This window comes from Photobacterium obscurum, assembly GCF_026191635.1.
Classification (GTDB): Bacteria; Pseudomonadota; Gammaproteobacteria; order Enterobacterales; family Vibrionaceae; genus Photobacterium; species Photobacterium obscurum.
Map to the genome: position 1 here is coordinate 97,730 of NZ_JAKRRW010000015.1, position 21,971 is coordinate 119,700.

At 48.5% G+C, this 21,971-nt stretch carries 20 protein-coding genes and 1 other annotated feature; of the genes, 12 read left to right on the top strand and 8 right to left on the bottom strand.

The features are described from left to right. Positions 1-88: 88 nt before the first annotated feature. Entirely contained in the window at positions 89-886 is a 798-nt protein-coding gene (locus tag MD588_RS17745) for a cytochrome C assembly family protein (RefSeq protein WP_265698864.1), read from the bottom strand. A gap of 212 nt (positions 887-1,098) precedes the next feature. Here MD588_RS17745 and ffh point away from each other — a divergent pair, with 212 nt between their 5' ends. From ffh to rplS, 5 genes are all read left to right on the top strand, one after another. Then, positions 1,099-2,466 (top strand): signal recognition particle protein, encoded by a 1,368-nt coding sequence (gene ffh, locus MD588_RS17750; protein WP_265698866.1) that lies wholly within the window; start codon positions 1,099-1,101, stop codon positions 2,464-2,466. Between the two features lie 169 nt (positions 2,467-2,635). Then, positions 2,636-2,884 carry a 30S ribosomal protein S16 gene (rpsP, locus tag MD588_RS17755; RefSeq protein ID WP_039468642.1) on the top strand — a complete coding sequence of 83 codons (249 nt, stop codon included), beginning with the start codon at positions 2,636-2,638 and terminating at the stop codon, positions 2,882-2,884. Then, positions 2,884-3,444, top strand: a complete 561-nt coding sequence (rimM, locus tag MD588_RS17760; RefSeq protein WP_265698894.1) for a ribosome maturation factor RimM — start codon at positions 2,884-2,886, stop codon at positions 3,442-3,444. The genes rpsP and rimM overlap by 1 nt, the downstream gene beginning before the upstream one ends. Before the next feature lie 21 nt (positions 3,445-3,465). After that, complete coding sequence (gene trmD, locus MD588_RS17765) at positions 3,466-4,212, top strand: tRNA (guanosine(37)-N1)-methyltransferase TrmD (protein WP_265698868.1); 747 nt, start codon at positions 3,466-3,468, stop codon at positions 4,210-4,212. A 34-nt stretch (positions 4,213-4,246) separates the two neighbouring features. After that, entirely contained in the window at positions 4,247-4,600 is a 354-nt protein-coding gene (gene rplS, locus MD588_RS17770) for a 50S ribosomal protein L19 (RefSeq protein ID WP_075763066.1), read from the top strand. Positions 4,601-5,038: 438 nt separating this feature from the next. Here the strand turns inward: rplS and MD588_RS17775 are convergent, their stop codons facing one another. Beyond that, positions 5,039-6,523, bottom strand: coding sequence for a carbon starvation CstA family protein (locus tag MD588_RS17775; RefSeq protein WP_265698869.1), 1,485 nt, complete (start codon positions 6,521-6,523; stop codon positions 5,039-5,041). 388 nt (positions 6,524-6,911) lie between these two features. Between MD588_RS17775 and MD588_RS17780 the strand changes: the two genes are divergently transcribed. Then, a complete protein-coding gene (locus tag MD588_RS17780) occupies positions 6,912-7,310 on the top strand; it encodes a DUF2799 domain-containing protein (RefSeq protein ID WP_265698870.1) in 399 nt (132 codons plus the stop codon). A 32-nt stretch (positions 7,311-7,342) separates the two neighbouring features. On the opposite strand, the gene btsR is transcribed toward MD588_RS17780, so the two are convergent. Then, positions 7,343-8,056 carry a two-component system response regulator BtsR gene (btsR, locus tag MD588_RS17785; protein WP_265698871.1) on the bottom strand — a complete coding sequence of 238 codons (714 nt, stop codon included), beginning with the start codon at positions 8,054-8,056 and terminating at the stop codon, positions 7,343-7,345. Next, positions 8,053-9,768, bottom strand: a complete 1,716-nt coding sequence (locus MD588_RS17790) for a sensor histidine kinase (RefSeq protein ID WP_265698895.1) — start codon at positions 9,766-9,768, stop codon at positions 8,053-8,055. The genes btsR and MD588_RS17790 overlap by 4 nt, the downstream gene beginning before the upstream one ends. Before the next feature lie 223 nt (positions 9,769-9,991). On the opposite strand from MD588_RS17790, the gene MD588_RS17795 reads away from it, so the two are divergent. Then, entirely contained in the window at positions 9,992-11,059 is a 1,068-nt protein-coding gene (locus tag MD588_RS17795; RefSeq protein ID WP_265698873.1) for a 3-deoxy-7-phosphoheptulonate synthase, read from the top strand. A gap of 146 nt (positions 11,060-11,205) precedes the next feature. Beyond that, entirely contained in the window at positions 11,206-12,333 is a 1,128-nt protein-coding gene (tyrA, locus tag MD588_RS17800) for a bifunctional chorismate mutase/prephenate dehydrogenase (RefSeq protein WP_265698896.1), read from the top strand. A 155-nt stretch (positions 12,334-12,488) separates the two neighbouring features. Here the strand turns inward: tyrA and pheA are convergent, their stop codons facing one another. The 3 genes from pheA to bamD all read right to left on the bottom strand — a co-directional run bounded on the left by pheA (position 12,489) and on the right by bamD (position 15,457). After that, positions 12,489-13,670: a prephenate dehydratase gene (pheA, locus tag MD588_RS17805; protein WP_265698875.1), complete on the bottom strand. Its 1,182-nt coding sequence runs from the start codon at positions 13,668-13,670 to the stop codon at positions 12,489-12,491. Positions 13,671-13,698: 28 nt separating this feature from the next. Then, positions 13,699-13,820, bottom strand: a sequence feature (Phe leader region). A gap of 122 nt (positions 13,821-13,942) precedes the next feature. Next, positions 13,943-14,290: a ribosome hibernation-promoting factor, HPF/YfiA family gene (hpf, locus tag MD588_RS17810; protein ID WP_265698877.1), complete on the bottom strand. Its 348-nt coding sequence runs from the start codon at positions 14,288-14,290 to the stop codon at positions 13,943-13,945. A 441-nt stretch (positions 14,291-14,731) separates the two neighbouring features. After that, entirely contained in the window at positions 14,732-15,457 is a 726-nt protein-coding gene (gene bamD, locus MD588_RS17815) for an outer membrane protein assembly factor BamD (protein ID WP_265698879.1), read from the bottom strand. Between the two features lie 140 nt (positions 15,458-15,597). Between bamD and rluD the strand changes: the two genes are divergently transcribed. Together rluD and pgeF are read left to right on the top strand one after the other, a co-directional pair. Next, positions 15,598-16,572: a 23S rRNA pseudouridine(1911/1915/1917) synthase RluD gene (gene rluD, locus MD588_RS17820; protein WP_265698881.1), complete on the top strand. Its 975-nt coding sequence runs from the start codon at positions 15,598-15,600 to the stop codon at positions 16,570-16,572. Between the two features lies 1 nt (position 16,573). Continuing rightward, entirely contained in the window at positions 16,574-17,302 is a 729-nt protein-coding gene (pgeF, locus tag MD588_RS17825; RefSeq protein ID WP_265698882.1) for a peptidoglycan editing factor PgeF, read from the top strand. A gap of 97 nt (positions 17,303-17,399) precedes the next feature. Here the strand turns inward: pgeF and MD588_RS17830 are convergent, their stop codons facing one another. Continuing rightward, positions 17,400-17,768 carry a hypothetical protein gene (locus MD588_RS17830; protein ID WP_265698884.1) on the bottom strand — a complete coding sequence of 123 codons (369 nt, stop codon included), beginning with the start codon at positions 17,766-17,768 and terminating at the stop codon, positions 17,400-17,402. A 272-nt stretch (positions 17,769-18,040) separates the two neighbouring features. Between MD588_RS17830 and clpB the strand changes: the two genes are divergently transcribed. Both clpB and MD588_RS17840 read left to right on the top strand, forming a co-directional pair. Further along, positions 18,041-20,614 carry an ATP-dependent chaperone ClpB gene (gene clpB / locus MD588_RS17835; RefSeq protein ID WP_265698886.1) on the top strand — a complete coding sequence of 858 codons (2,574 nt, stop codon included), beginning with the start codon at positions 18,041-18,043 and terminating at the stop codon, positions 20,612-20,614. 277 nt (positions 20,615-20,891) lie between these two features. Next, positions 20,892-21,563: a tellurite resistance TerB family protein gene (locus MD588_RS17840; protein WP_265698888.1), complete on the top strand. Its 672-nt coding sequence runs from the start codon at positions 20,892-20,894 to the stop codon at positions 21,561-21,563. Positions 21,564-21,971: the final 408 nt, after the last annotated feature.

Sequence of the window (21,971 nt, forward strand, 5' to 3'; positions counted from 1 at the left end):
ACTATTTCCTTAACGTTTCTGTTACAAGTACTTTGTACCCAGAGTGGGTAGGTGTCAATGTTAGTATGGTAATAAAAGGGGCACTTGTTTATGCCCCAATGATGATTTCCTTAACGAAGCGGCTGCCGAAATAAGCCAGAGTCAGCAGGAAAGCGCCTACCAGGCTGAACCACACGACGCGGCGCCCCCGCCAGCCAAGCTGGTAATGTCCCCACAACAACACGCTGTAGACCCCCCATGCCAGCAGTGACAGTACCGCTTTGTGAAGCTTTCCCTGGGCCAGCATATCTTGGATAAAGATAAAACCAGTGATCAATGTCACGGTCAGTAGTGAGTTTCCGACCAAGATGATCTTGAAAAGCTGCCTCTCGACCATCATTAAAGGAGGGATATTAGGATTAATCAGCAGGCTTTTCTTATTCTTGAGCTTATGATCCAGCCAGGCTAGTTGAATGGCATAGAGGGTGGCAATCATCAGGGTTGAATATGAGAACAAGGCCAGAGAAATGTGCAGCAGCACTTGCGGGTGTGCTTCGAGGTGGGTAATGAACGCACCGGGTAGCAAGACTGCGGCGGATAAGTTAATCGCGGCAAAGCTGTATACCACCGGCAGCAGGAACCAGACGCGCATGCGCAGCATTGCCAATGTGGTTAGCAAGGCGATGATCAGGCTAATCAATGAAGCCACATTCAAGATACTCAGGTTCTGGCCCGTCCCGCCAAGGATTAAGTCTTTTATTAGCAGGATATGTAAGGTGATCGCTGCCAGCGCTGACAGGAAAACCGGTTTGGTTTTGATACCATTACTGTTGGTCAGGCCTGGCACGACCAGCCCGAGAGCAAGAAAATATAAGCAAGCAGCCATTAAGGCTATCAACATATCCATAGTAAACTTAACTATTTAAGATGGTTAGAATTCGCAATTATACCCTGCTCAATGTCTCGCCGCCAATGCAAAGCCCTCCTGAATCTGTGGGACGAGGCCCAGTTCGTTATAGAACTCGCATCAAAGTGGTGGCGATAACATGAAAGCAGACCCTGTATTGCGGTATACTAGCCAGATCACTCAGATTTTGTTGCGTAACGAGCGAGTAGCACATGTTCGAAAATTTATCGGAGCGTTTATCGCGAACGCTTAAGAATATCAGCGGCCGTGGTCGCCTGACGGACGACAACATCAAGGATACGCTGCGTGAAGTACGTATGGCGTTACTCGAAGCCGATGTTGCGCTTCCAGTTGTCCGTGACTTTGTTAAGCGTGTTAAAGAGCGCGCTGTCGGTACCGAGGTATCGAAAAGCCTGACGCCAGGTCAGGAGTTCATCAAGATTGTTCAGGCCGAGCTTGAAGCGGTAATGGGCGAGTCTAACGAAGACTTGAACTTGTCGTGTCAGCCGCCGGCAGTTATTTTGATGGCTGGCCTTCAGGGTGCAGGTAAAACGACCAGTGTTGGTAAGCTGGGTAAATTGCTGAAAGAGCGCCAGAAGAAGAAAGTACTGGTAGTTTCTGCCGATGTTTATCGCCCGGCGGCGATTAAACAGTTGGAAACCCTGGCCAGTGATATCGGTATCGATTTCTTCCCTTCATCGGCTGACCAAAAGCCGGTGGATATTGCCAAGGCGGCACTTGAGCACGGTAAGCTGAAGTTTTATGACGTGGTGATTGTCGATACCGCGGGTCGCCTGCATGTCGACGAAGAAATGATGGGCGAGATCAAAGACGTTCATCAGATCATCAACCCAGTCGAAACCCTGTTTGTGGTTGATGCCATGACGGGTCAGGATGCCGCTAATACCGCTAAGGCGTTTGACGAGGCACTGCCGCTGACCGGTGTGATCCTGACGAAAGTCGATGGTGATGCCCGTGGCGGTGCGGCCCTGTCTGTTCGCCACCTTACCGGCAAGCCGATTAAATTCTTGGGTGTCGGTGAAAAGACCGATGCCCTAGAACCTTTCCATCCGGATCGTGTTGCTTCCCGTATTTTAGGTATGGGTGACGTGCTGTCTCTGATCGAAGATCTAGAGCGTAATGTCGACAAAGAAAAAGCCGAGCAGCTGGCGAAGAAGTTTAAAGAGAAGAAAGGCTTTGACCTTGAAGACTTCCGTGGCCAGTTGCAGCAGATGAAAAACATGGGCGGCATGATGGGAATGCTGGACAAACTGCCTGGTATGTCCCAGCTACCTGAGAACGTCAAAGATCAGGTGGACGACAAGATGTTCGTCCAGATGGAAGCTATTATTAACTCGATGACACCCGGTGAGCGTCAGCGCCCGGATATTATCAAGGGGTCGCGCAAGAAGCGTATTGCAATGGGTTCAGGTACCCAGGTACAGGATGTTAACCGTCTGCTTAAGCAGTTTACCCAGATGCAGAAGATGATGAAGAAGATGCAGAAGGGCGGGATGAAGAACATGATGCGCAATATGAAAGGCATGATGCCGGGCGGCGGCATGTTCCCTGGCCGCTAGGCAAATAATCTCTTAGGCCTCGGGGTTATTTTTCCTTAACTGGTGAAAAAGTAGCTAAAGCGGTTGCATTCGTCAGTTTTAAGAGTAAAATTCCCGAGCTTAATTTGGCACGGGCCCCGTTTATTTCAAGCGGGGCCACTTTAATTTACAGTAATGCAAAGAGGACGATATGGTAACCATTCGTTTGGCACGTCACGGCGCTAAGAAGCGTCCATTTTATCAAATCGTTGTTGCTGATTCTCGCGCTGCACGCGACGGTCGTAACATCGAAAAAATTGGTTTCTTCAACCCGCTAGCTAAGGGTCAGGAAGAGCGTCTACGTCTAGACCTTGACCGTGTTAACCACTGGGTTGGTCTAGGCGCAACTGTGTCTGACCGCGCAGCTAAGCTAATCAAAGACGCTGCTAAAGCGGCTTAATTAGTATGTCTGGTAGCAGAGAAACGATGAGTTCAAATAACCAAGACCACATTGTTGTCGGTAAACTAGGTGCCACCTACGGTATCAAGGGTTGGCTCAAAGTTTTTTCCTACACAGAAGATTCCGAAAGCATTTTTTCCTATCAGCCATGGCTTGTGAAAGTTAAGGGTGAGTGGAAGGAGTTCCGCGTTGAATCGTGGAAACGTCATGGTCAAGGTATGGTGGCGAAGTTAGAAGGCATGAACGTTCGTGAGGACGCTCAGATGTTTACTAACGCTGAAGTTGCAATACCGTCCGATAAGCTTCCAGCGCTGTCAGATGAAGAATTCTACTGGCGCGAGTTGTTTGGTATGACAGTAGTGACTACTGAAGGTTACGACCTGGGTAAAGTTACTGACATCCTGGAAACAGGTTCAAACGACGTACTGGTTGTGAAGGCAAACCTAAAAGATGCTTTTGGGCAGAAGGAACGACTAATCCCGTTCCTCGATGAGCAGGTCATCAAGTCGATTGATCGCACTGCTCAGCGGATCGAAGTTGACTGGGATCCTGGATTTTAATCCCCGGTAATAGGTGAACAAATGAAGGTAGGCATAATCAGCCTGTTTCCTGACATGTTTAATGCCATTACCAATTTTGGGGTGACAGGCCAGGCGGTAAAAAAAGGCCTTTTGTCGGTTGAAACGTGGAATCCCCGCGATTTTACTCATGACAAACACCGTACGGTTGATGATCGACCTTATGGTGGCGGACCTGGCATGCTGATGATGGTACAGCCTTTGCGCGATGCTATCCATACAGCTAAACAGTCCGTTGAAGGTCAGGCTAAAGTCATTTACCTTTCGCCTCAGGGCCGTAAGCTTGATCAAGCTGGTGTTGAGGAGCTGGCACAGAACGAGAACTTGATTCTTATCTGTGGTCGCTATGAAGGGGTAGATGAGCGCATTATCCAACAAGAGGTAGACGAAGAATGGTCTATCGGGGATTTTGTGCTGACAGGGGGCGAACTGCCTGCCATGACGCTAGTTGATGCAGTTGTCCGGTTTGTACCGGGTGTGCTGGGTGACTTTGCGTCTGCAGAAGAAGATTCTTTTGCCAATGGCTTGCTAGATTGTCCGCATTATACGCGTCCAGAAATGTTGGACGGGCAGGAAGTACCAAAAGTCTTGCTGTCTGGAAATCACAAGGACATTAGCCGCTGGCGGTTGAAACAATCGTTGGGCCGAACCTGGCTGAGAAGACCAGAGCTCCTGGAAAACCTAGCTCTGACTGACGATCAGGAATTCTTGCTCGCGGAATTTATACGCGAATATAAAGCAAGCAATTAATTAATTTAGTATCAGTTTATTCTAGGGTATACCAATGAGTAACATCATCAAGCAGCTCGAAGACGAGCAACTAAAACAAGACCTACCTACTTTTGCACCAGGCGACACTGTTGTTGTTCAGGTTAAAGTAAAAGAAGGTGACCGTGAGCGTCTACAGGCGTTCGAAGGCGTAGTTATCGCTAAGCGTAACCGTGGTCTACATTCTGCATTCACAGTTCGTAAAATCTCGAACGGTGAAGGTGTTGAGCGTGCATTCCAGACACACTCTCCACTAGTTGACAGCATTACTGTTAAGCGTCGTGGTCTAGTACGTCGTGCCAAACTGTACTACCTACGTGAGCGTTCTGGTAAAGCAGCACGTATCAAAGAGAAGCTTGCTCGCAAGTAATCTTAAACGTATGACGTTTATTGAAAAAGCCCACCGCAAGGTGGGCTTTTTTTATGGATGAAAAGCAGGGGCGGGATCCTAGAGCCTAGTTCCTGGAAGAATGTGGCCGCTTATCGTTATTACCCAATATCCTTCCCTTAATCTTGATATCAATTCACTGCAATCAGTAATACCTTCGCAGAGTTATAGCAACTCGTGCTTAGTGTTAGAGAACCGATATTTCGTTTGAAGTAAAGTACCGACTTTCAGCATCGAATGTTGGGGGAGCAATGTCCTGGAAACATTCTTATCTCAAGAGGGGATTTCGCGCTATTACTCTGTCTGTCGTTGAGAATAAGCTATACGACGTGCCTGAGAGGTACGAACAGATATAACCGCTAGATAAAAAGAAACCAGCCGATTGGCTGGTTTCAGAAGTAAGGGGGAGAGGTGAAATCCTTATGCAGTTTCCAGTGCGGCTTTGGCTTCTTCCTCGTCAGCGAGGTCAGTCTCGCCTTTGCCTTTCGAGCGCTTAATCACGTAGCCTGCGATACTGATGGCACCGACAACACCGGCGATGGTAGAGACTGTCATTGGCAGCCCGAAGCCAAGCTGGCTGTTGTTCAGGATAAAGGTAATACATACCGTGGTCATGAACATCGCCGGAATCGTCGTTACCCAGTGCAGTTTGTTATGACGCAGTAGGTAAGCCGAAGCCGTCCACAGCATCATGACTGCTGTGCTTTGGTTGGCAAAGCCGAAGTAGCGCCAGATAATACCGAAGTCAACCTGGGTCAGAATGCCGCCGATAACGAATAGCGGTAGTGCCATGATCAGGCGGTTACGTAGCGACTTCTGCTCCATGTTGAAGTATTCAGCCAGGATCAGGCGGCTTGAGCGGAAGGCTGTATCGCCTGAAGTGATTGGCAGGATAACCACACCAAGGAAAGCAATGATACCGCCGAATACGCCTAGCAGGCCGATAGAAGAACTGTATACCACATTACCCGGGCCACCGTTGGCAACAGCTTCTTTCAGGGCGTCAACCGAGCCGAAGAAAGACAGGGCAAGCGCACACCAGATCAGGGCGATCACACCTTCGCCAATCATTGCACCGTAGAAGATGAAACGACCGTTTTTCTCGTTTTCCATGCAGCGCGCCATCAGTGGTGACTGGGTCGCGTGGAAGCCAGAGATAGCACCACAGGCAATGGTGATGAACAGAGCTGGCCAAAGTGGTAGATCATTTGGGTTCATGTTGGTGAACATCTGGCTCATTTCGTAGTCACCCAGTAGCGAGTGTTCACTTGAGAAGGCGATAGCCGTGATAAGACCAACCGACATGAAGATTAGCAGGGCGCCAAACAGCGGATAGAAACGGCCGATGATTTTATCAACCGGAACGATAGTCGCGATGATGTAGTAGGCAAAGATAATCACGACCATGGTGGTCATCGACATCCCCATGCCTGTCTGCTCGTTTACCAGATTGGTGATCATGCCTGCAGGTGCTGATACGAAAACCACGCCAACCAGTAGCAACAGTACGATAGCAAAAATATTCATAAAGTGTTTTGCACCGTTGCCCAGGTAACGACCGGTGATAGTCGGAACAGAGGCGCCACCGTTACGAACAGACAGCATGCCGGAGAAGTAGTCATGTACTGCGCCGGCAAAGATGCAGCCCAGTACGATCCACAGCATGGCTGCCGGGCCGTACAACGCACCCATGATAGGACCGAAGATCGGACCTACACCGGCAATGTTCAATAGCTGTACTAGGTAAACTTTCTTGTTCGACATTGGCACGTAGTCAACGCCGTCTTGCTTGGTAAAGGCTGGGGTTTGACGCTTTTCGTTAACGCCGAACACTTTTTCGATAAATGCACCGTAGATGAAGTAACCACCTACCAGCGCTGCAACGCACATCAGGAACCAGGTCATACTCTTGTCTCTCTATTCCGATTGGACTTCCAGTTGTATTGCTTTGCGACTATCGCGCCTAAATACCAGCCAGCATAAGAATGATCTGAACACTTACTTATTCCGTTTGGTATTACACCCTCGGCCAAACACTCGCAAAACTTCTTTTGATGGCTGCCATGTTAAAGCGCTGGAAAACAGATGCACGCGATAAAACAGTGAGTGGTTGTATGGCATGGTGAGTGGTCGGTAGGCTGAGTGAGCGGCTGTTGGCGATAATAAAAGGATGTTGGGAATTATTAGAAGTTTGCGAGGCATGTCGGAATGGGAACGGAGGGTTCAGTCTAGATTAAGTAATATAAGTTACTGTAATTTATGGGGTGTTCTGTTCTGGTATAAGGAGGCAATGATGATAAGACAGGTGATTACCGTCGTTCTGCTGGGAAGCCTATTACAGGGGTGCTCTACTTTGGGCTCCAGGCAGTTATTGATGGCTGACGAGAACTGGCACCAGTTAGGGTTCAATAAGGGAAAGTGGGGAGAAAAGGCCACGGCTGAGCAAACCTTACTACGGGATGCCAAGAAAGTTGGTGAGGATATTTCCGTTGACTATCCGGCATATTTACAAGGCTATCAAGAAGGTCTTGAGACGTACTGTACCCTAGAGCAGATGAAGCAACTTGGCCTTGAGGGAAAAATGGAATGGGGCGTGTGTGAGTTTCGTCGCGAGGAAGGGGGACTATATCAGATGTTCTGGCAGCAAGGCTTTGAGCGGTATGTGTCGTTTGATGGTGTTGGTAGACACTAGCCCTGTCTGGTGACAAGGGCTAGCTGCTGTTTTCAGCCTAAACCAAACCGGTCTTTGAGTTCTTTGAGATACCGGCGGCTGACAGGGACTTGGTGCCCGTGTTGAGTGGTGATTTCGGCCAACCCGTTTTCAAGCAGTCTGATCTCGCGGATAGCCTGAGGGTGGATCAGGTATTGGCGATGGCAGCGGATCAGTGGGGTTTTTTCTTCCAGTACTTTCAGGGTCAGTTGGGTGGTGGCTTTGGCGTCTTTGGTGATGATATGAACACCGGAAAGATCGGTATACGCCGTTTCGATCTCGGCCGGATCAAGCAGCAGAATTCGGTTATGGCCTGTACAAGGGATGAGTTCCAGCATTTCAGCAACCAGCGGAGAGTAGTCCTGGCTCTGACATTCCTTTTTTAGCCGTTTGATGGTTTTTTCCAGTCGGCAAGTTTCTACGGGCTTTAGCAGGTAGTCGAAGGCGTTGTCTTCAAAAGCTTTAAGGGCGTATTCGTCATAGGCGGTGACGAATACGACTTTCGGCATGGTGTCCGGGTCGAGCATACTAAGCATCTCTATGCCAGTGATCTGCGGCATCTGAATATCGAGGAAGATAGCATCAGGCTTCAACGCATTGATTTTTTTAAGCCCTTCAATGGCATTGCTACATTCGCCGATGACTTCAACCTCACCGCTTTCGGACAGTAAATCGATGAGTTCTTCTCGAGCATAAAGTTCGTCGTCGATGACGAGGGCCTTAATCATGCGGCGGTTTCTCCATTGTTTCCGTTTGCATTGGCGTGTTGCTGGTTATCGACAGGCATCGTGATGGTTGCCCGAGTCCATTCATTAGGTTGGTAGGACATCGATAATCCGTATTGGCGACCGAACATATTCTTCAAACGCTTGTCTACAATCTTCATTCCCAGTCCGCTTTCTTCGCTGATCGGGGCATAGCTTCCGGCATTGTCTTCCACTTCCAGAATGATGCATCCATTGTTGTTATAACCGTGAATCGTAACTTTACCATTTTCCAGCAGCGAAGAGGTGCCGTGTTTTATCGCATTTTCTACCAGGGGCTGGAGGGTAAAAGTCGGTAGCTTAATCTGCAGTAACTCTGGTGCGACATTGACCTCGATACTCAGCCGGTCTGAGAAACGTGCCAGCTCTATTTCCAGGTAAGCGTTAACATGCTGAAGCTCTTCTTCAAGGGTGACAGTCTCGATATTCTGCTTCAGGTTGCGGCGAAAGAACTGGGAAAGGTGCTGGATCAGTTTACGCGCTTTATCGGGATCGCGACGGACCACAGCGTTGATGGTATTTAAGGCATTAAACAGAAAGTGGGGATTCACCTGGGCTTGTAGCAGGCGGAGTTCGGCCTGAGTGAGCAGTGCCTGTTGCTGAGCATAACGTCCCGTCAGGATCTGGTTCGACAGCAGTTTGGCAATCCCTTCTCCGAGCGTGACGTTTACCGTTGAGAACAGCTTGCGCTTCGGCTCATAGAGTTTAATGGTGCCAAGGACTTCGTTATTACCGCCAACGAGCGGGATCACCAAGGCGGATCCCAATTTGCATTTATCATGCAGTGAACATTGATAGGGAATGTCGTAGCCGTCGGCATACACTAACTCACAGCCGTCGATGGCGCGTCGAGTATAGCCAGACGATATCGGTGTGCCCGGCAAGTGATGATCGTCACCGATGCCGATAAAAGCCAGAATCTTATCTCTATCGGTGATCGCGACAGCGCCTACCCCTGTTTCTTCATAGACGATTTGAGCTATTTCTTTGGTGCTTTCTTCATTGAAGCCCTGGCTGAGGATCCCGACCGAACGCTGGGCAATTTTCAGGGCCCGGCTTGAAAATGCCGCAGAGTATTTTTCATAAATGGTTTTGCGATCCTGGATGATGCTCATGAACAGCCCGGCACCTACCGAGTTGGCGATCACCATCGGCAACGCAATTGCACTGACTAAGTGCAAGGCCTTATCAAAGGGCTCGGCGACCATCAGAATGATAAACATCTGGACGATCTCGGCTACTAAGGTCACGGTAAATACAACAAACGGTTTGAAGATTTGGTCGATTTGACCGCGGCGGACAAAATAGCTGTGCATCAGCCCGCCTATCAATCCCTCCACGGTGGTTGAGATTGCACAGGCAACATCAGTAAAGCCTCCCATGCTGTAGCGGTGCATGCCACCCGTCAGCCCGACGGCAAAGCCAACTACAGGGCCACCGAGTAAACCTCCCATTACAGCACCAATCGCACGGGTGTTGGCGATTGCATCTTCTATGTGAAGTCCGAAGTAAGTGCCTAAAATACAAAAGAGGGTAAACAAAACGTAGCACGAAAAACGTTGTGACAAACGTCCTGATACCGTGGTGATCGGCATGAACAGCGGGGTCTTGCTGAGTAGATAAGCGATAACAAGATACACGCTGAGCTGCTGTAGAAGAGAAAATATTAGTTCCATTGCCATAAGGTTAAGCGAGTGGGCATTGCAATTATGGTAACTGGCTTTAATACGGATAGCCAAAATCATAACGGTGTAAATAATTATTTACGACCGGTGTTTTTTCTTTACAGGGTGTTGCCAAGGGAGGAAATCCCTTGTTATGGTGAAGCCACATAGCAGGGCAAACCTGTTTTAACCTCATTATAAATAGCCAATTATTGACGATTACAGGGAAGCCGACATGCAAAAAGACCAGCTGAATAATGTCCATATTCAAGATGAATCTGTCCTGATCACACCAAAAGAGTTGCGCAGCAAGTTGCCAGTCAGTGACGAAGCCTTGAATTTCGTCCGCCAGTCGCGTCAGACGATTGCCGATATCATTCATAAGCGCGATCACCGCTTGTTGGTGGTGTGCGGCCCATGTTCAATTCACGATGTTGAAGCGGCAAAACAATATGCGGTGAAGCTGAAACAGCTTTCTGAGGAACTGAGTGATCAGTTATATATTGTTATGCGGGTTTACTTTGAAAAGCCGCGTACCACCGTTGGCTGGAAAGGCCTGATTAATGATCCGCATCTCGATGGCTCGTTTGAGGTCGAGGAGGGGCTGCATATTGGCCGTCAGTTGCTGATTGATCTTGTCGAAATGGGGATCCCGTTGGCCACTGAGGCCCTGGATCCGATCAGTCCGCAGTACTTGGGCGATCTGTTCAGCTGGGCGGCGATTGGTGCCCGTACTACCGAATCGCAAACTCACCGTGAAATGGCCAGCGGCCTGTCAATGCCGGTTGGATTTAAAAATGGTACCGACGGCAGTCTGGGGACCGCCATCAATGCAATGCAGGCGGCGGCATCGGGTCACCGCTTTATGGGGATTAACCGAGAAGGGCAGGTTGCATTGCTCAATACTCAGGGGAACCCTGACGGCCATGTGATCCTACGCGGCGGTAAGCAGACCAACTATGATTCAGTTTCAGTAACCGAGTGTGAAAACGAGATGACAGCATCAGGCCTTTCTGCGTCCTTGATGATAGACTGTAGCCACGCTAACTCGAGGAAAGACTACCGTCGTCAACCGCTGGTGGCTGAAGATGTCATTCATCAGATCCGACAAGGCAACAAATCGATAATCGGTTTGATGCTGGAAAGTCATCTGAACGAAGGTAATCAAAGCGCCGATTTGCCGCTTGAAGAAATGGCCTATGGTGTGTCTATCACCGATGCCTGTATCGGCTGGGATGATACGGAAAAGTTACTCCGTCATGCTCGAAACGAGCTGGTTCCGTTTCTGCAAGAGCGCAATTAGGTTGGATTTTAGGGTCGTGTAGCAATTTATCGGTAGATCCATTAACGGGCCGGTACAGCAATGGCTGTACCGGCTGCCTGTCTCTGGATGGCAGAATGATAAGTGCTGTGGTGGATAAGAGCAGAATTAATACGGGTCGCAAAATCATGGTTGCTGAACTGAGTAAATTAAGAGATCAAATCGATGATGTTGATCAGCAGATGGTAGAGTTGCTAGCTCGCCGTCTTGCACTGGTAGAAGAGGTTGGCCACGTGAAAAGCCAGCATGGCTTGCCGATCTATGCTCCGGACCGGGAGGCCGCGATGTTGGCTTCTCGTCGTCAGGAGGCGGAAAGCAAAGGGGTTCCGCCGGATCTGATTGAAGATATATTACGCCGTACTATGCGGGAATCGTATGCCAGTGAAAATGACTCTGGTTTTAAGTGTCTGAAACCCGATTTGCGCCCGATTGTGGTCGTGGGGGGACACGGTCAGCTGGGTGGACTTTTCTGTCGCCTGTTTGAGCTTTCAGGCTACCAGGTCCGTAAGTTGGGTAGCCAGGACTGGGAGCGCGCTGACGAACTATTGTCTGATGCCGGCATGGTGGTTGTTTCGGTGCCGATCAATCTGACTGAGCAAGTGATTGCTAAGCTGGATAACTTGCCCGATGACTGCATTTTAGCGGATTTAACCTCGGTGAAAAGTGGTCCCTTGCAGGCGATGCTGGAAGTCCACCGTGGACCGGTGGTAGGGCTGCACCCGATGTTCGGTCCTGATATTGCGAGCCTGGCAAAACAGGTGGTGGCTTACTGTGATGGCCGTAACCCGGAAAGCTACCAGTGGTTGCTGGAGCAGTTCCAGATCTGGGGAGCCAGCCTGAATCGGATCAGTGCGATTGAACATGATCAGGGAATGACGCTGATCCAGGCATTGCGTCACTTTACCTCTTTTGTGTATGGCGTTCATCTTGCCGAAGAAGATCCGACGCTGGAGCAATTGTTGTCGTTGAGCTCGCCAATCTACCGTTTGGAACTGGCGATGGTAGGCCGTTTGTTTGCCCAGGATGCTCAGCTTTATGCTGATATTATTATGTCGTCGCCGCAAAACCTGGCGATGATTAAGCGCTTCCATCAGCGTTTCGGTGAAGCGATTAAGATGCTGGATAGCCAAGACAAAGAGGCTTTTAAGCAGGCCTTTGGCCAAGTTGAGCATTGGTTTGGGGACTATGCACAGCATTTTTTAATCGAGAGCCAGGGATTGCTTAGACAGGCGAACGATTCAACGCATAGAAAATAAAAGGCTTCGCCTCTGAAGCGAGTTACGCTTCGGGAAGCGGGACGGGAAAAGCAGCATAACCTCAGTGTTCGTGCAATCCTGCTTGCAGGACCCAAAAACAAAAAGCGAGAGTCAGGAATGGCTCTCGCTTTTTACTTATAAACGTCTACGATGTTTTACACTTCATCAATAATCTCAACTTCTGTCGGCTTGACGTTCTCGCTCGGGTAACAACCCAGTACCTTGATAAAACGCGTCAGACGGGTTAGCTCCTCAAGGGCTTTTTGCATCACTTCCGATTTCAAGTTTTCTTCGACATCCACGTAGAACATCTCTTCCCATGGGTTACCAATCACTGGGCGGGATTCCAGCTTGGTCATATTGATGTTGAGGTTACGCAGTACCACCAGGCACTCTACCAGGGAGCCGGCTTTTTGTGCCGTAGACATGATCAGGGTGGTTTTCGCTGGGATCAGCGAGGTAACTTCTACCGGTTTGCGGGCAACGACAATGAAGCGAGTAAAGTTTTCCTGCTGGTTGGCAATGTTGCCTTTTAGCGGCGTCAAGCCATACAACTCCCCACTGGTCGCATTACCGATGGCTGCAATATTTGGCTGCTTCAGCTCGGCGACCTTTTTCATTGCTTCGGCCGTGCTGGAACAGTATTCCTGGGTAATGTTCCCCATTGCGTGGAGGTACTCGCTACACTGTTGATGCGGCTGTGGGTGAGAGTATAGGGTATCGATTTGCTCAAGGCTGGTATCGACAGCGGTGAGCAGACAGTGCTCGATGGGCTGGGTGATTTCCCCTACGATCGACAGGCTAGTATGTTGTAGCAGATCATACACCTCGTTAATTGAGCCGGAGCTGGTGTTTTCAATCGGCAGAACCCCATAATCCGCATTGCCGGTCTCGACAACGCTCAGCACATCACGGAAGGTTGAGCAGCTGATTTCAACCAGTTTGGTCTGCTTTTTACTGAAGTAGTTACGACTGGCCAGATTGGAGTAGGAACCCTTGGCACCAAGGAAGGAAACTCTGGCGACAGGCTGCAGGCTTTCTGGATTGGTCAGTTTCTGCAGGTAAGCTTGCTGGAATAGGACAGAGTCTTCAATGATGGTATGGAAAATTTGGGTCACGTATTGCGCATCTAACTGCTCGGCTTTTCCGGTTTCAATCAGGCGTAACAATAACTCTTGCTCGCGGCTCTGATCGCGAACAGGCTTGGCGGTCTGGATTTTACTTTTGGCAACTTCCAGACTTAGCTGGCGACGTTCTGCCAGTAGCTTGATGATCTCATTATCTATGCGGCTGACATTCTTTCGGATGTCGTCCAGTGAATACTGTTGTTCTGTCATTGTGGTTCCCTGTCTGTCTGCTACCGATACAAAAAAGCCTCCCTGGTAAGGAGGCTGTCTGTTCGTCTTTAGCTTGTTTCTTGCGTAACGAATAGCCCCCACTAAGGTGACATAAAAAAGAAGCTAAAGAAAAACAGGTTAAGTGATCGCATTGCTCGTAACTGTGTAATTTATGATGAATATGACTCAACATTATTCAGCCTGTAGGGGCTTGTCAAGCAGAATGTAAACAGCCCTGCAAGGGCAGGGCTGTTTGGGAATCCTCTAAATAATTATGCTTCAGCTTGTTCTTCTTGTTCCTCAACCTCGGGCTTGCTGCTATGGCTAGCACGTCGCGCTGCTGGCTTGTGAGTTTGTTTTTTCAGTTGGCGTTCCAGTTTTTGATAAACTTCAGTGATAGCACCGTACATGTCATCGTGCTCTGCTGAGGCGACAAGTTGACCTCCTGGAATTGCTGCAGATGCCTCAACTTTGAATTGTCGGTTTGGTTCTGTGCTGATGACTGCGTGTTTGCTGATTAGTGGGACCTGGTACTTTTCTAACTTCTTGAATTTAAACTCAATGCGTTCGCGGATAGCAGGGGTGATATCAAGGTTTTTGCCGGTGATGTTTACTGTCATAATTATCTTTCCTCTTTTGCTACCCTTCGTTGGGTTAACTTCAGATTACTAAAATCAGGACTTAATAATGTGACTCTAATCACGTTTGCGTGCATGCGATAATGTCCAGAAAAATTCTGTGATCCGTCTTCGCTTGTTGCAAAAAAGTTTGATGAAAGTGCTTGTCGAGCACGGATTAATTAGGGCAGTATGAAGAAATCAGGAACGCTGGTGGCTGGTGCTAACTAGGGAGTTAATTCGAGCTATAACAAAGGCTTGAGTGAAAATTGACCGTATTGCTAGCGCTCAAAAGAAAGTCACCCTTCCGAGCCAGTTAGAAAATTTATGCAGAATATAAAAACAGCAGCCCATGGGCTGCTGTTTTGTTTTATGGTTTGGTACCAATCTGCTGTAAGGGCAAATTAAGCAGAAATGGTTCCGTGAAAGCGATTAGCAAAAAGCTTACTGCGGGTTCAGTGCGATGAGCTTCTTGGTGTTTTCAATTGGCTCTTGCAGTCCGAGGGCCTCGTAGGCTGTAAGCATTAACTCCAATGACTGACGAGCAGCATGCGTGTCCGGGTATTGCTTTTGGATCAGCTGCGCACGATTAATTGCGGCGACCCAAGCTTCACGGCGCACGTAAAAATCGGCTGCTGCCAGTTCATATTCAGCAAGACGATTTTTGAGGGAGATCATTCGCGCTTTTGCATCGGCTGCATAGTGGCTGTTCGGGTAGCGCTCCAGCAGGCGTTTAAAGTCTCTGAATGCCTTGCGGGATGGCTCCGGATCACGATCATGACGATCAATGCTGAACATGTCGTGCATAAAGCTGCGATCTTGCGCCATATTTGTCAGACCGCGCATATACAATACCCAGTCGGCTTTTTCATGAGCCGGGTTTAATCGGTTGAAGCGATCAATTGTGGCCTCGCCGAGGGCTAGATCATCATTTTTGTAATAGGCGTAGATCAGATCGAGTTGAACTTGCTCTGAGTAAGCACCAAATGGATAGCGTGAATCCAGCGTTTCCAGTCGTTCGATCGCAGTTACCCAGCTCCCACTCTGTAGCGCTTGCTGAGCTGTTGTATATAGCTCTGATGGCGGTACATCTGGTACTACTTCTTCAGTGCTAGAACAGCCTGAAAGAATGGCAACGGCAAGAAAAGTCGTAATTGTCAGGCGTTTCATTGCGGCGTCTGTTTCCTTGATAAAAATTTTATTTCGGTGGATCCATTACGGACAGAGCCGTTAACAGATACAATGACACTATTAATGTTATTTTACGCAGCGTTTGACGTTTAGTCCCACGCTTTTTGAAAAAGTTCGCTATGGCACAGCAAATTGAGTTAACAAATACAGTAAATGAGAGTCAGTTGGGTTTACGTCTCGACCAGGTTCTTGCTGAATTATACCCAGATTATTCGCGTTCGCGGATTAAAGACTGGATTTTGAATGGCATGGTTTCAGTTAACGGCGAGGTCGTTAACAAGCCGCGTGCCAAAATGATGGGCGGTGAAGAGCTCTTCGTCCAGGCAGAGATCGAAGACGAAGTCCGCTGGGAAGCCCAGGATATTCCGCTTGATATTGTTTACGAAGATGAACACATCCTGGTGATCAACAAACCACGCGATTTTGTTGTTCACCCTGGTGCGGGTACGCCTGACGGTACCGTATTGAATGCACTGCTGCATCATTGTCCTGAACTGGCTGAAGTGCCACGTGCGGGGATTGTGCATCGTCTGGATAAAGATACCACTGGCCTGATGGTAGTGGCTAAAACCATTCAAGCCCAGACTCGCCTGGTTCGTGCGCTGCAAAAGCGTAAGATCACCCGTGAGTACGAAGCAATTGCAATGGGCAAAATGACCGGTGGCGGTACGATTGAAAAGCCAATTGGCCGTCACTCGACTAAGCGTACCTGCATGGCGGTACATGAGCTGGGTAAACCGGCGGTAACCCATTACCGCGTTGCGGAACATTTCCGTGAGCACACCCGCATTGTACTTCGCCTTGAAACGGGTCGTACCCACCAGATCCGTGTTCATATGTCTTACCTGACTCACCCGCTGGTGGGGGATGCGACTTATGGTGGTCGTCCTCGTCCGCCGCGTCATGCATCGGAAGAGCTGATCCAGGCTCTTCGAGCTTTCGACCGCCAGGCTCTGCATGCGCGTATGCTGCGTTTGGATCACCCTATTACGGGTGAGCTGATGGAATGGCATGCACCGCTACCGGTTGATATGGTTGCGATGATTAACATTCTGCGCAAAGACAAAGAAGAGCATATCGAGGACGATTACTAAGATGTTCATTTTCCCTGACTGGCCAGCTCCTGCGAATGTAAAAGCCGTTACCACCACTCGCTTGGGCGGAGTAAGCCAGCAGCCTTATCAGGGGCTGAATTTAGGCTTGCATGTCGGGGATAATGCGAAACATGTTCAACGTAATCGAATGCTGTTACAGCAAGAGCTGGGGTTAGCTGATTCACCTGCGTGGTTAAATCAGATCCACAGTAACTCAGTGCTTGAGCTTAATGCGTCATTGTCGGTGGTGCCGGATGCTGATGGGAGCTATACCCAGGTCGCAGGTATCACCTGTATAGCAATGACCGCAGACTGCTTGCCGGTTTTGTTTTGTGACAAAGCGGGGTCGCAGGTTGCTGCAGTTCATGCGGGGTGGCGTGGGTTGGCAGACGGGATTATCGAAGCCGCTCTGGACAAGTTCACGGTACCTGCCGAGCAGATCCTGGTTTGGTTGGGGCCGGCTATCGGGCCCGATGCCTTTGAGGTCGGGAGTGAGGTACGCGAACAATTCATGGTTGCGTTACCGCAGGCTGAACAAGCATTTAAGCCGCATGGTGAAAAATGGTTAGCAGATCTGTATTTGTTGGCTCGTCAACGCCTACAACAGAGAGGTATCACTGATATTTATGGCGGGGAATATTGCACGTTTGGTGATCCCGAGCTGTTTTATTCATACCGCCGTGATGGTGTTACCGGCAGACAAGCCTCACTCATCTGGCTTGAGAGATAAAATAAAGACGGCTGTAATGCATTAAGCCCTCGTAGGATTACGGGGGCTTTTTGTATCGGTAGACTTGGTTGGGATAGAACCAATCGAGGCGTTACGCTTAATTGATGATAGAGATATTGGTCGGGTTGGCAGGTGACAGCTCAACAACCTTGGCGCCATAAGGGACTTGGTATACGGCATAGCCATGATCAACCGCACGGTAGAAACGCTGATTGACAGTGTCATGTAACAGAACGATACCTTTATAGCTGACAGTTCGCAGCATTGCATTGTGGATGATTACGACATTGTTTGCCGGGGCGGCATTGCGACGATTCTCGATACGCGCTTCGGTTCTTGCCTCGATGCGTGCTTCTTGACGAACTTCTTGTCGTTTTTCCTGAATATCACGTTGTGCCATAACGTGAGTCGATGCAGTAAGTGCGGTAAAAATAATAGCTAGCGAGGTGAGGCGTTTATTGAGCATGGTTGTATTTCCTCCATATGGGATAATGTACGGTTAAGTGGTGTGCTATTCCGTAAAAAGGTGTCAATAAACAGAATGCCGTTTAGTTAAAAATGGAGAAATTGACTGTAAACCATCATGAAAATGGTTAATTTGCTCAGTCCTATCTTTTCCCCTAAGGCTGGATAAAGGGTGAGCCGTAACAATAATGTTTATTAATCATTGGTTGAAAAGCGCTTTCTATACCACCATATCTATCGAGAGAAACGTGATATATAGGATAGGGAGGACTTATGCGTCTTGACCGATTTACCAGCAAATTTCAAATGGCGATATCTGATGCACAATCGCTGGCGTTAGGGCGGGACCATCAGTATATCGAACCTGCCCACCTGATGGTGGCATTGCTTAATCAGGATGGCAGCACCATTCGCCCATTGTTGACGATGCTGAGTGTCGACATTTCCCAGCTACGCTCTGGCTTATCTGAACTATTGGATCGCCTGCCAAAAGTCAGTGGCATCGGTGGCGATGTCCAGTTATCCCATGGTATGGGTATGTTGTTCAATATGTGCGATAAGCTGGCACAAAAGCGTAAAGACAAATATATCTCTTCTGAACTTTTCATTCTGGCGGCGGTTGATGACAAAGGCTCTCTGGGTCAGTTGTTAAAACAAAAAGGCTTGACGGCAGATAAGATAGAGAAAGCTATCGAGCAAGTACGTGGTGGTCAGAATGTTGATGATCCCAATGCAGAAGAAAATCGTCAGGCATTGGAAAAATTCACTATCGATTTAACAGAGCGTGCAGAGCAGGGCAAGTTGGATCCGGTGATTGGTCGTGATGATGAAATCCGCCGTACGATTCAGGTGCTGCAGCGCCGAACCAAAAATAACCCTGTTATTATCGGTGAACCGGGAGTCGGTAAAACAGCCATCGTTGAAGGCCTTGCGCAGCGTATTATCAATGGTGAAGTACCGGAAGGACTTCGTCATAAACGCGTATTATCCCTCGATATGGGTGCACTGATCGCCGGTGCCAAATATCGTGGTGAATTCGAGGAGCGCCTTAAGTCTGTATTGAATGAGCTGTCACAGGAAGAAGGTAATATCATCCTGTTTATTGATGAGCTTCATACCATGGTTGGAGCCGGTAAGGGCGAAGGGTCAATGGATGCCGGTAATATGCTTAAACCCGCTCTGGCTCGAGGTGAGCTGCACTGTGTCGGAGCGACAACCCTCGATGAATACCGTCAGTATCTTGAAAAAGACGCGGCGTTGGAGCGTCGTTTCCAGAAGGTGCTGGTGGATGAGCCAACCGTCGAGGACACGGTTGCTATCCTGCGAGGGCTGAAAGAGCGCTATGAGCTGCATCACCATGTAGAAATTACCGATCCGGCGATTGTTGCTGCAGCCAGTTTATCGCATCGCTATATTTCTGATCGTCAGTTACCCGATAAAGCCATCGATTTGATCGATGAAGCGGCATCCAGTATTCGGATGCAGATTGACTCTAAACCAGAATCCTTAGATCGCCTCGACCGTCGTATTATTCAGCTGAAAATTGAGCAGCAGGCGTTGGAAAAAGAAAGCGATGATGCGAGCCATAAACGGTTGAGCGATCTGTGTGAAGAGCTTGATAGCAAAGAGCGTGAATACGCAGAATTGGAAGAAGTGTGGAAAGCTGAAAAAGCGGCACTGTCGGGGACTCAACATATTAAAACTGAGCTGGAGCAGGCACGTACTGATATGGAGATCGCTCGCCGAGCTGGTGATCTCAACAGAATGTCCGAGCTGCAATACGGCAAAATCCCTGAATTAGAAAAGCAGTTGGATCTTGCTGCTCAAGCTGAAATGCAGGAAATGAGTCTGTTGAGAAACAAGGTCACGGACGCTGAAATTGCTGAAGTATTATCACGCCAAACCGGGATCCCTGTTGCCAAAATGCTGGAAGGGGAGCGTGACAAGCTACTGCGCATGGAAGAATCCCTGCATAAGCGGGTGATCGGGCAGAGCGAAGCGGTTGAAGCGGTTGCTAATGCGATTCGCCGTAGCCGTGCCGGACTATCAGATCCGAATCGCCCTATTGGATCTTTCTTGTTCCTCGGCCCGACTGGGGTGGGTAAAACCGAGCTGTGTAAGTCGCTTGCTCACTTTATGTTTGACAGCGAAGAGGCCATGGTGCGGATAGATATGTCCGAGTTCATGGAAAAACACTCTGTTGCTCGTCTGGTGGGCGCACCTCCGGGCTATGTCGGCTATGAAGAGGGGGGCTATCTGACAGAAGCGATTCGTCGTCGACCTTATTCCGTGATTTTGCTGGACGAGGTTGAAAAGGCTCACCCCGATGTATTCAACATTCTGCTTCAGGTACTTGATGATGGCCGACTAACGGATGGCCAGGGTAGAACGGTGGACTTTCGTAATAGTGTTATCATCATGACATCTAACTTGGGCTCGGATCGTATTCAGGAGCATTTCGGTGAGTTAGATTATGACGGCATTAAAAGCACAGTCATGGAGGTGGTTAGTCACCATTTCCGCCCTGAGTTTTTAAACCGAGTCGATGAAACTGTTGTCTTCCATCCATTGGGTGAAGAGCATATCAAGAATATTGCTAGTATTCAGGTCGCCCGATTGATCAAGCGATTGGAAGAGAAAGACTATCAGTTGGTTATGCAAGACAGTGCGTTAGAGTTAATTGCTCAGGCTGGGTTTGACCCTGTTTATGGGGCAAGGCCTTTGAAGCGTGCAATTCAGCATTATATTGAAAACCCGCTGGCTCAAGATCTGTTGTCTGGCAAGTTTGTCACAGGGAAGGCGATTAATATTATCGCTGAAGATGAGCAGATTGTTGCTCAGCAATAGCGGTTAATTCACTCAGTACGGTAATTCAACTTGTACTCTAAACACCTGCTTGGGAGCAAGCAGGTGTTTTTGTATCTACCCCTGCGACTTCCATGATACCGTCGTCTTTACTTTCCTTTACCTAGCTTTACCCTAGATTCATATTCGATTCATTTTAATTGCGTTAATCTGCTCTCTCATTTTGATTATCCATTAACGCTTACATTTATCGCCCTGTTGTCATGTCTATTTGTTGATGGGAATTAGCGGAAGTGTATGTGAATTCCAAGGAGAGCCGATGAAAAGCCTAATGGATCAATTGCTGAGCCATGCCAGTAAGTATGTCGACAGTTCTTCTCAATCATCATCACCGGCAAAAACCGATCTATTAAAAGGTGTGGCGGCCGGTGGGTTAATGGGAGCGGTACTCGGAAATAAGAAGAGCCGCAAGTTGGCTTCTAAATATGGTAAGAAAGCGGCTGTTGTCGGAGGGACTGCTGTTGTCGGTACATTAGCCTATCAGGCGTATAAGAAATGGAAGCAAGGTGAAGGCGACAATTTACAATCAGCCTCAGACTTAAACCTGGGAAATAAAGCCGAGCAATCATCTTATCCCCATACATCAGTTGTTGAACCACTATTGCTGATAAAAGCAATGGTGTTTGCTGCAAAAGCGGATGGGCATATTGATAGCAATGAAAAGCAAGCAATAACAGAATGGTTGCAGCAGAACACTATAGGGCATGACGTTGAAGAACTGATCCGTCGCTGGATTGATGAACCGCTCGATCCGCAAGTGATTGCCGCAGAGGTAAATGGCTTAGAGCAGGCATCCGAAGTTTACCTTGTTTCATTACTGGCGATAGATGTCGACCACTTTTTAGAGAAGGCTTATCTGGACCAGCTGGCGAATTCGTTATCTTTACCGCAGGACTTGGTATTACAAATTCAGGAACAGGCTAACTTATAAGTTAGTATTGATGGAATGCAGCCGTGCTGGCTGCTTTTTATGCTTAAACTGGGTTGTTGATTATATCTTGCGCGGTTGATTTGTTTTTGGTGATTTATTTCAAAAAGCCTATTGCCAATGCGATCGAAGTCTCTATAATGCCGCCTCACTGACACGGAGTACGGCAACTTAAGCCGCTAACCAGTCAGTTTGTTCTTTAACAATTTGACCATGCAATCTGTGTGGGCACTCGTGAAATGATTAGTCAAAAGATTTATCAATGAAACTGAGTGACCAATACAAATACTAAGTTTACTTATTATTTGGCACAGTCAATTCTTAGTTAGAAATAACTAATAACAGTATTCATTGAGCCGGTCGCAAGACCAACAAAACTTTAATTGAAGAGTTTGATCATGGCTCAGATTG

Coding starts and splice junctions, on each gene's coding strand:
- MD588_RS17745 (WP_265698864.1), bottom strand. CDS start 886: ATGGATATGTTGATAGCCTTAATGGCTGCTTGCTTATATTTTCTTGCT.
- ffh (WP_265698866.1), top strand. CDS start 1,099: ATGTTCGAAAATTTATCGGAGCGTTTATCGCGAACGCTTAAGAATATC.
- rpsP (WP_039468642.1), top strand. CDS start 2,636: ATGGTAACCATTCGTTTGGCACGTCACGGCGCTAAGAAGCGTCCATTT.
- trmD (WP_265698868.1), top strand. CDS start 3,466: ATGAAGGTAGGCATAATCAGCCTGTTTCCTGACATGTTTAATGCCATT.
- rplS (WP_075763066.1), top strand. CDS start 4,247: ATGAGTAACATCATCAAGCAGCTCGAAGACGAGCAACTAAAACAAGAC.
- MD588_RS17775 (WP_265698869.1), bottom strand. CDS start 6,523: ATGACCTGGTTCCTGATGTGCGTTGCAGCGCTGGTAGGTGGTTACTTC.
- MD588_RS17780 (WP_265698870.1), top strand. CDS start 6,912: ATGATAAGACAGGTGATTACCGTCGTTCTGCTGGGAAGCCTATTACAG.
- btsR (WP_265698871.1), bottom strand. CDS start 8,056: ATGATTAAGGCCCTCGTCATCGACGACGAACTTTATGCTCGAGAAGAA.
- MD588_RS17790 (WP_265698895.1), bottom strand. CDS start 9,768: ATGGAACTAATATTTTCTCTTCTACAGCAGCTCAGCGTGTATCTTGTT.
- MD588_RS17795 (WP_265698873.1), top strand. CDS start 9,992: ATGCAAAAAGACCAGCTGAATAATGTCCATATTCAAGATGAATCTGTC.
- tyrA (WP_265698896.1), top strand. CDS start 11,206: ATGGTTGCTGAACTGAGTAAATTAAGAGATCAAATCGATGATGTTGAT.
- pheA (WP_265698875.1), bottom strand. CDS start 13,670: ATGACAGAACAACAGTATTCACTGGACGACATCCGAAAGAATGTCAGC.
- hpf (WP_265698877.1), bottom strand. CDS start 14,290: ATGACAGTAAACATCACCGGCAAAAACCTTGATATCACCCCTGCTATC.
- bamD (WP_265698879.1), bottom strand. CDS start 15,457: ATGAAACGCCTGACAATTACGACTTTTCTTGCCGTTGCCATTCTTTCA.
- rluD (WP_265698881.1), top strand. CDS start 15,598: ATGGCACAGCAAATTGAGTTAACAAATACAGTAAATGAGAGTCAGTTG.
- pgeF (WP_265698882.1), top strand. CDS start 16,574: ATGTTCATTTTCCCTGACTGGCCAGCTCCTGCGAATGTAAAAGCCGTT.
- MD588_RS17830 (WP_265698884.1), bottom strand. CDS start 17,768: ATGCTCAATAAACGCCTCACCTCGCTAGCTATTATTTTTACCGCACTT.
- clpB (WP_265698886.1), top strand. CDS start 18,041: ATGCGTCTTGACCGATTTACCAGCAAATTTCAAATGGCGATATCTGAT.
- MD588_RS17840 (WP_265698888.1), top strand. CDS start 20,892: ATGAAAAGCCTAATGGATCAATTGCTGAGCCATGCCAGTAAGTATGTC.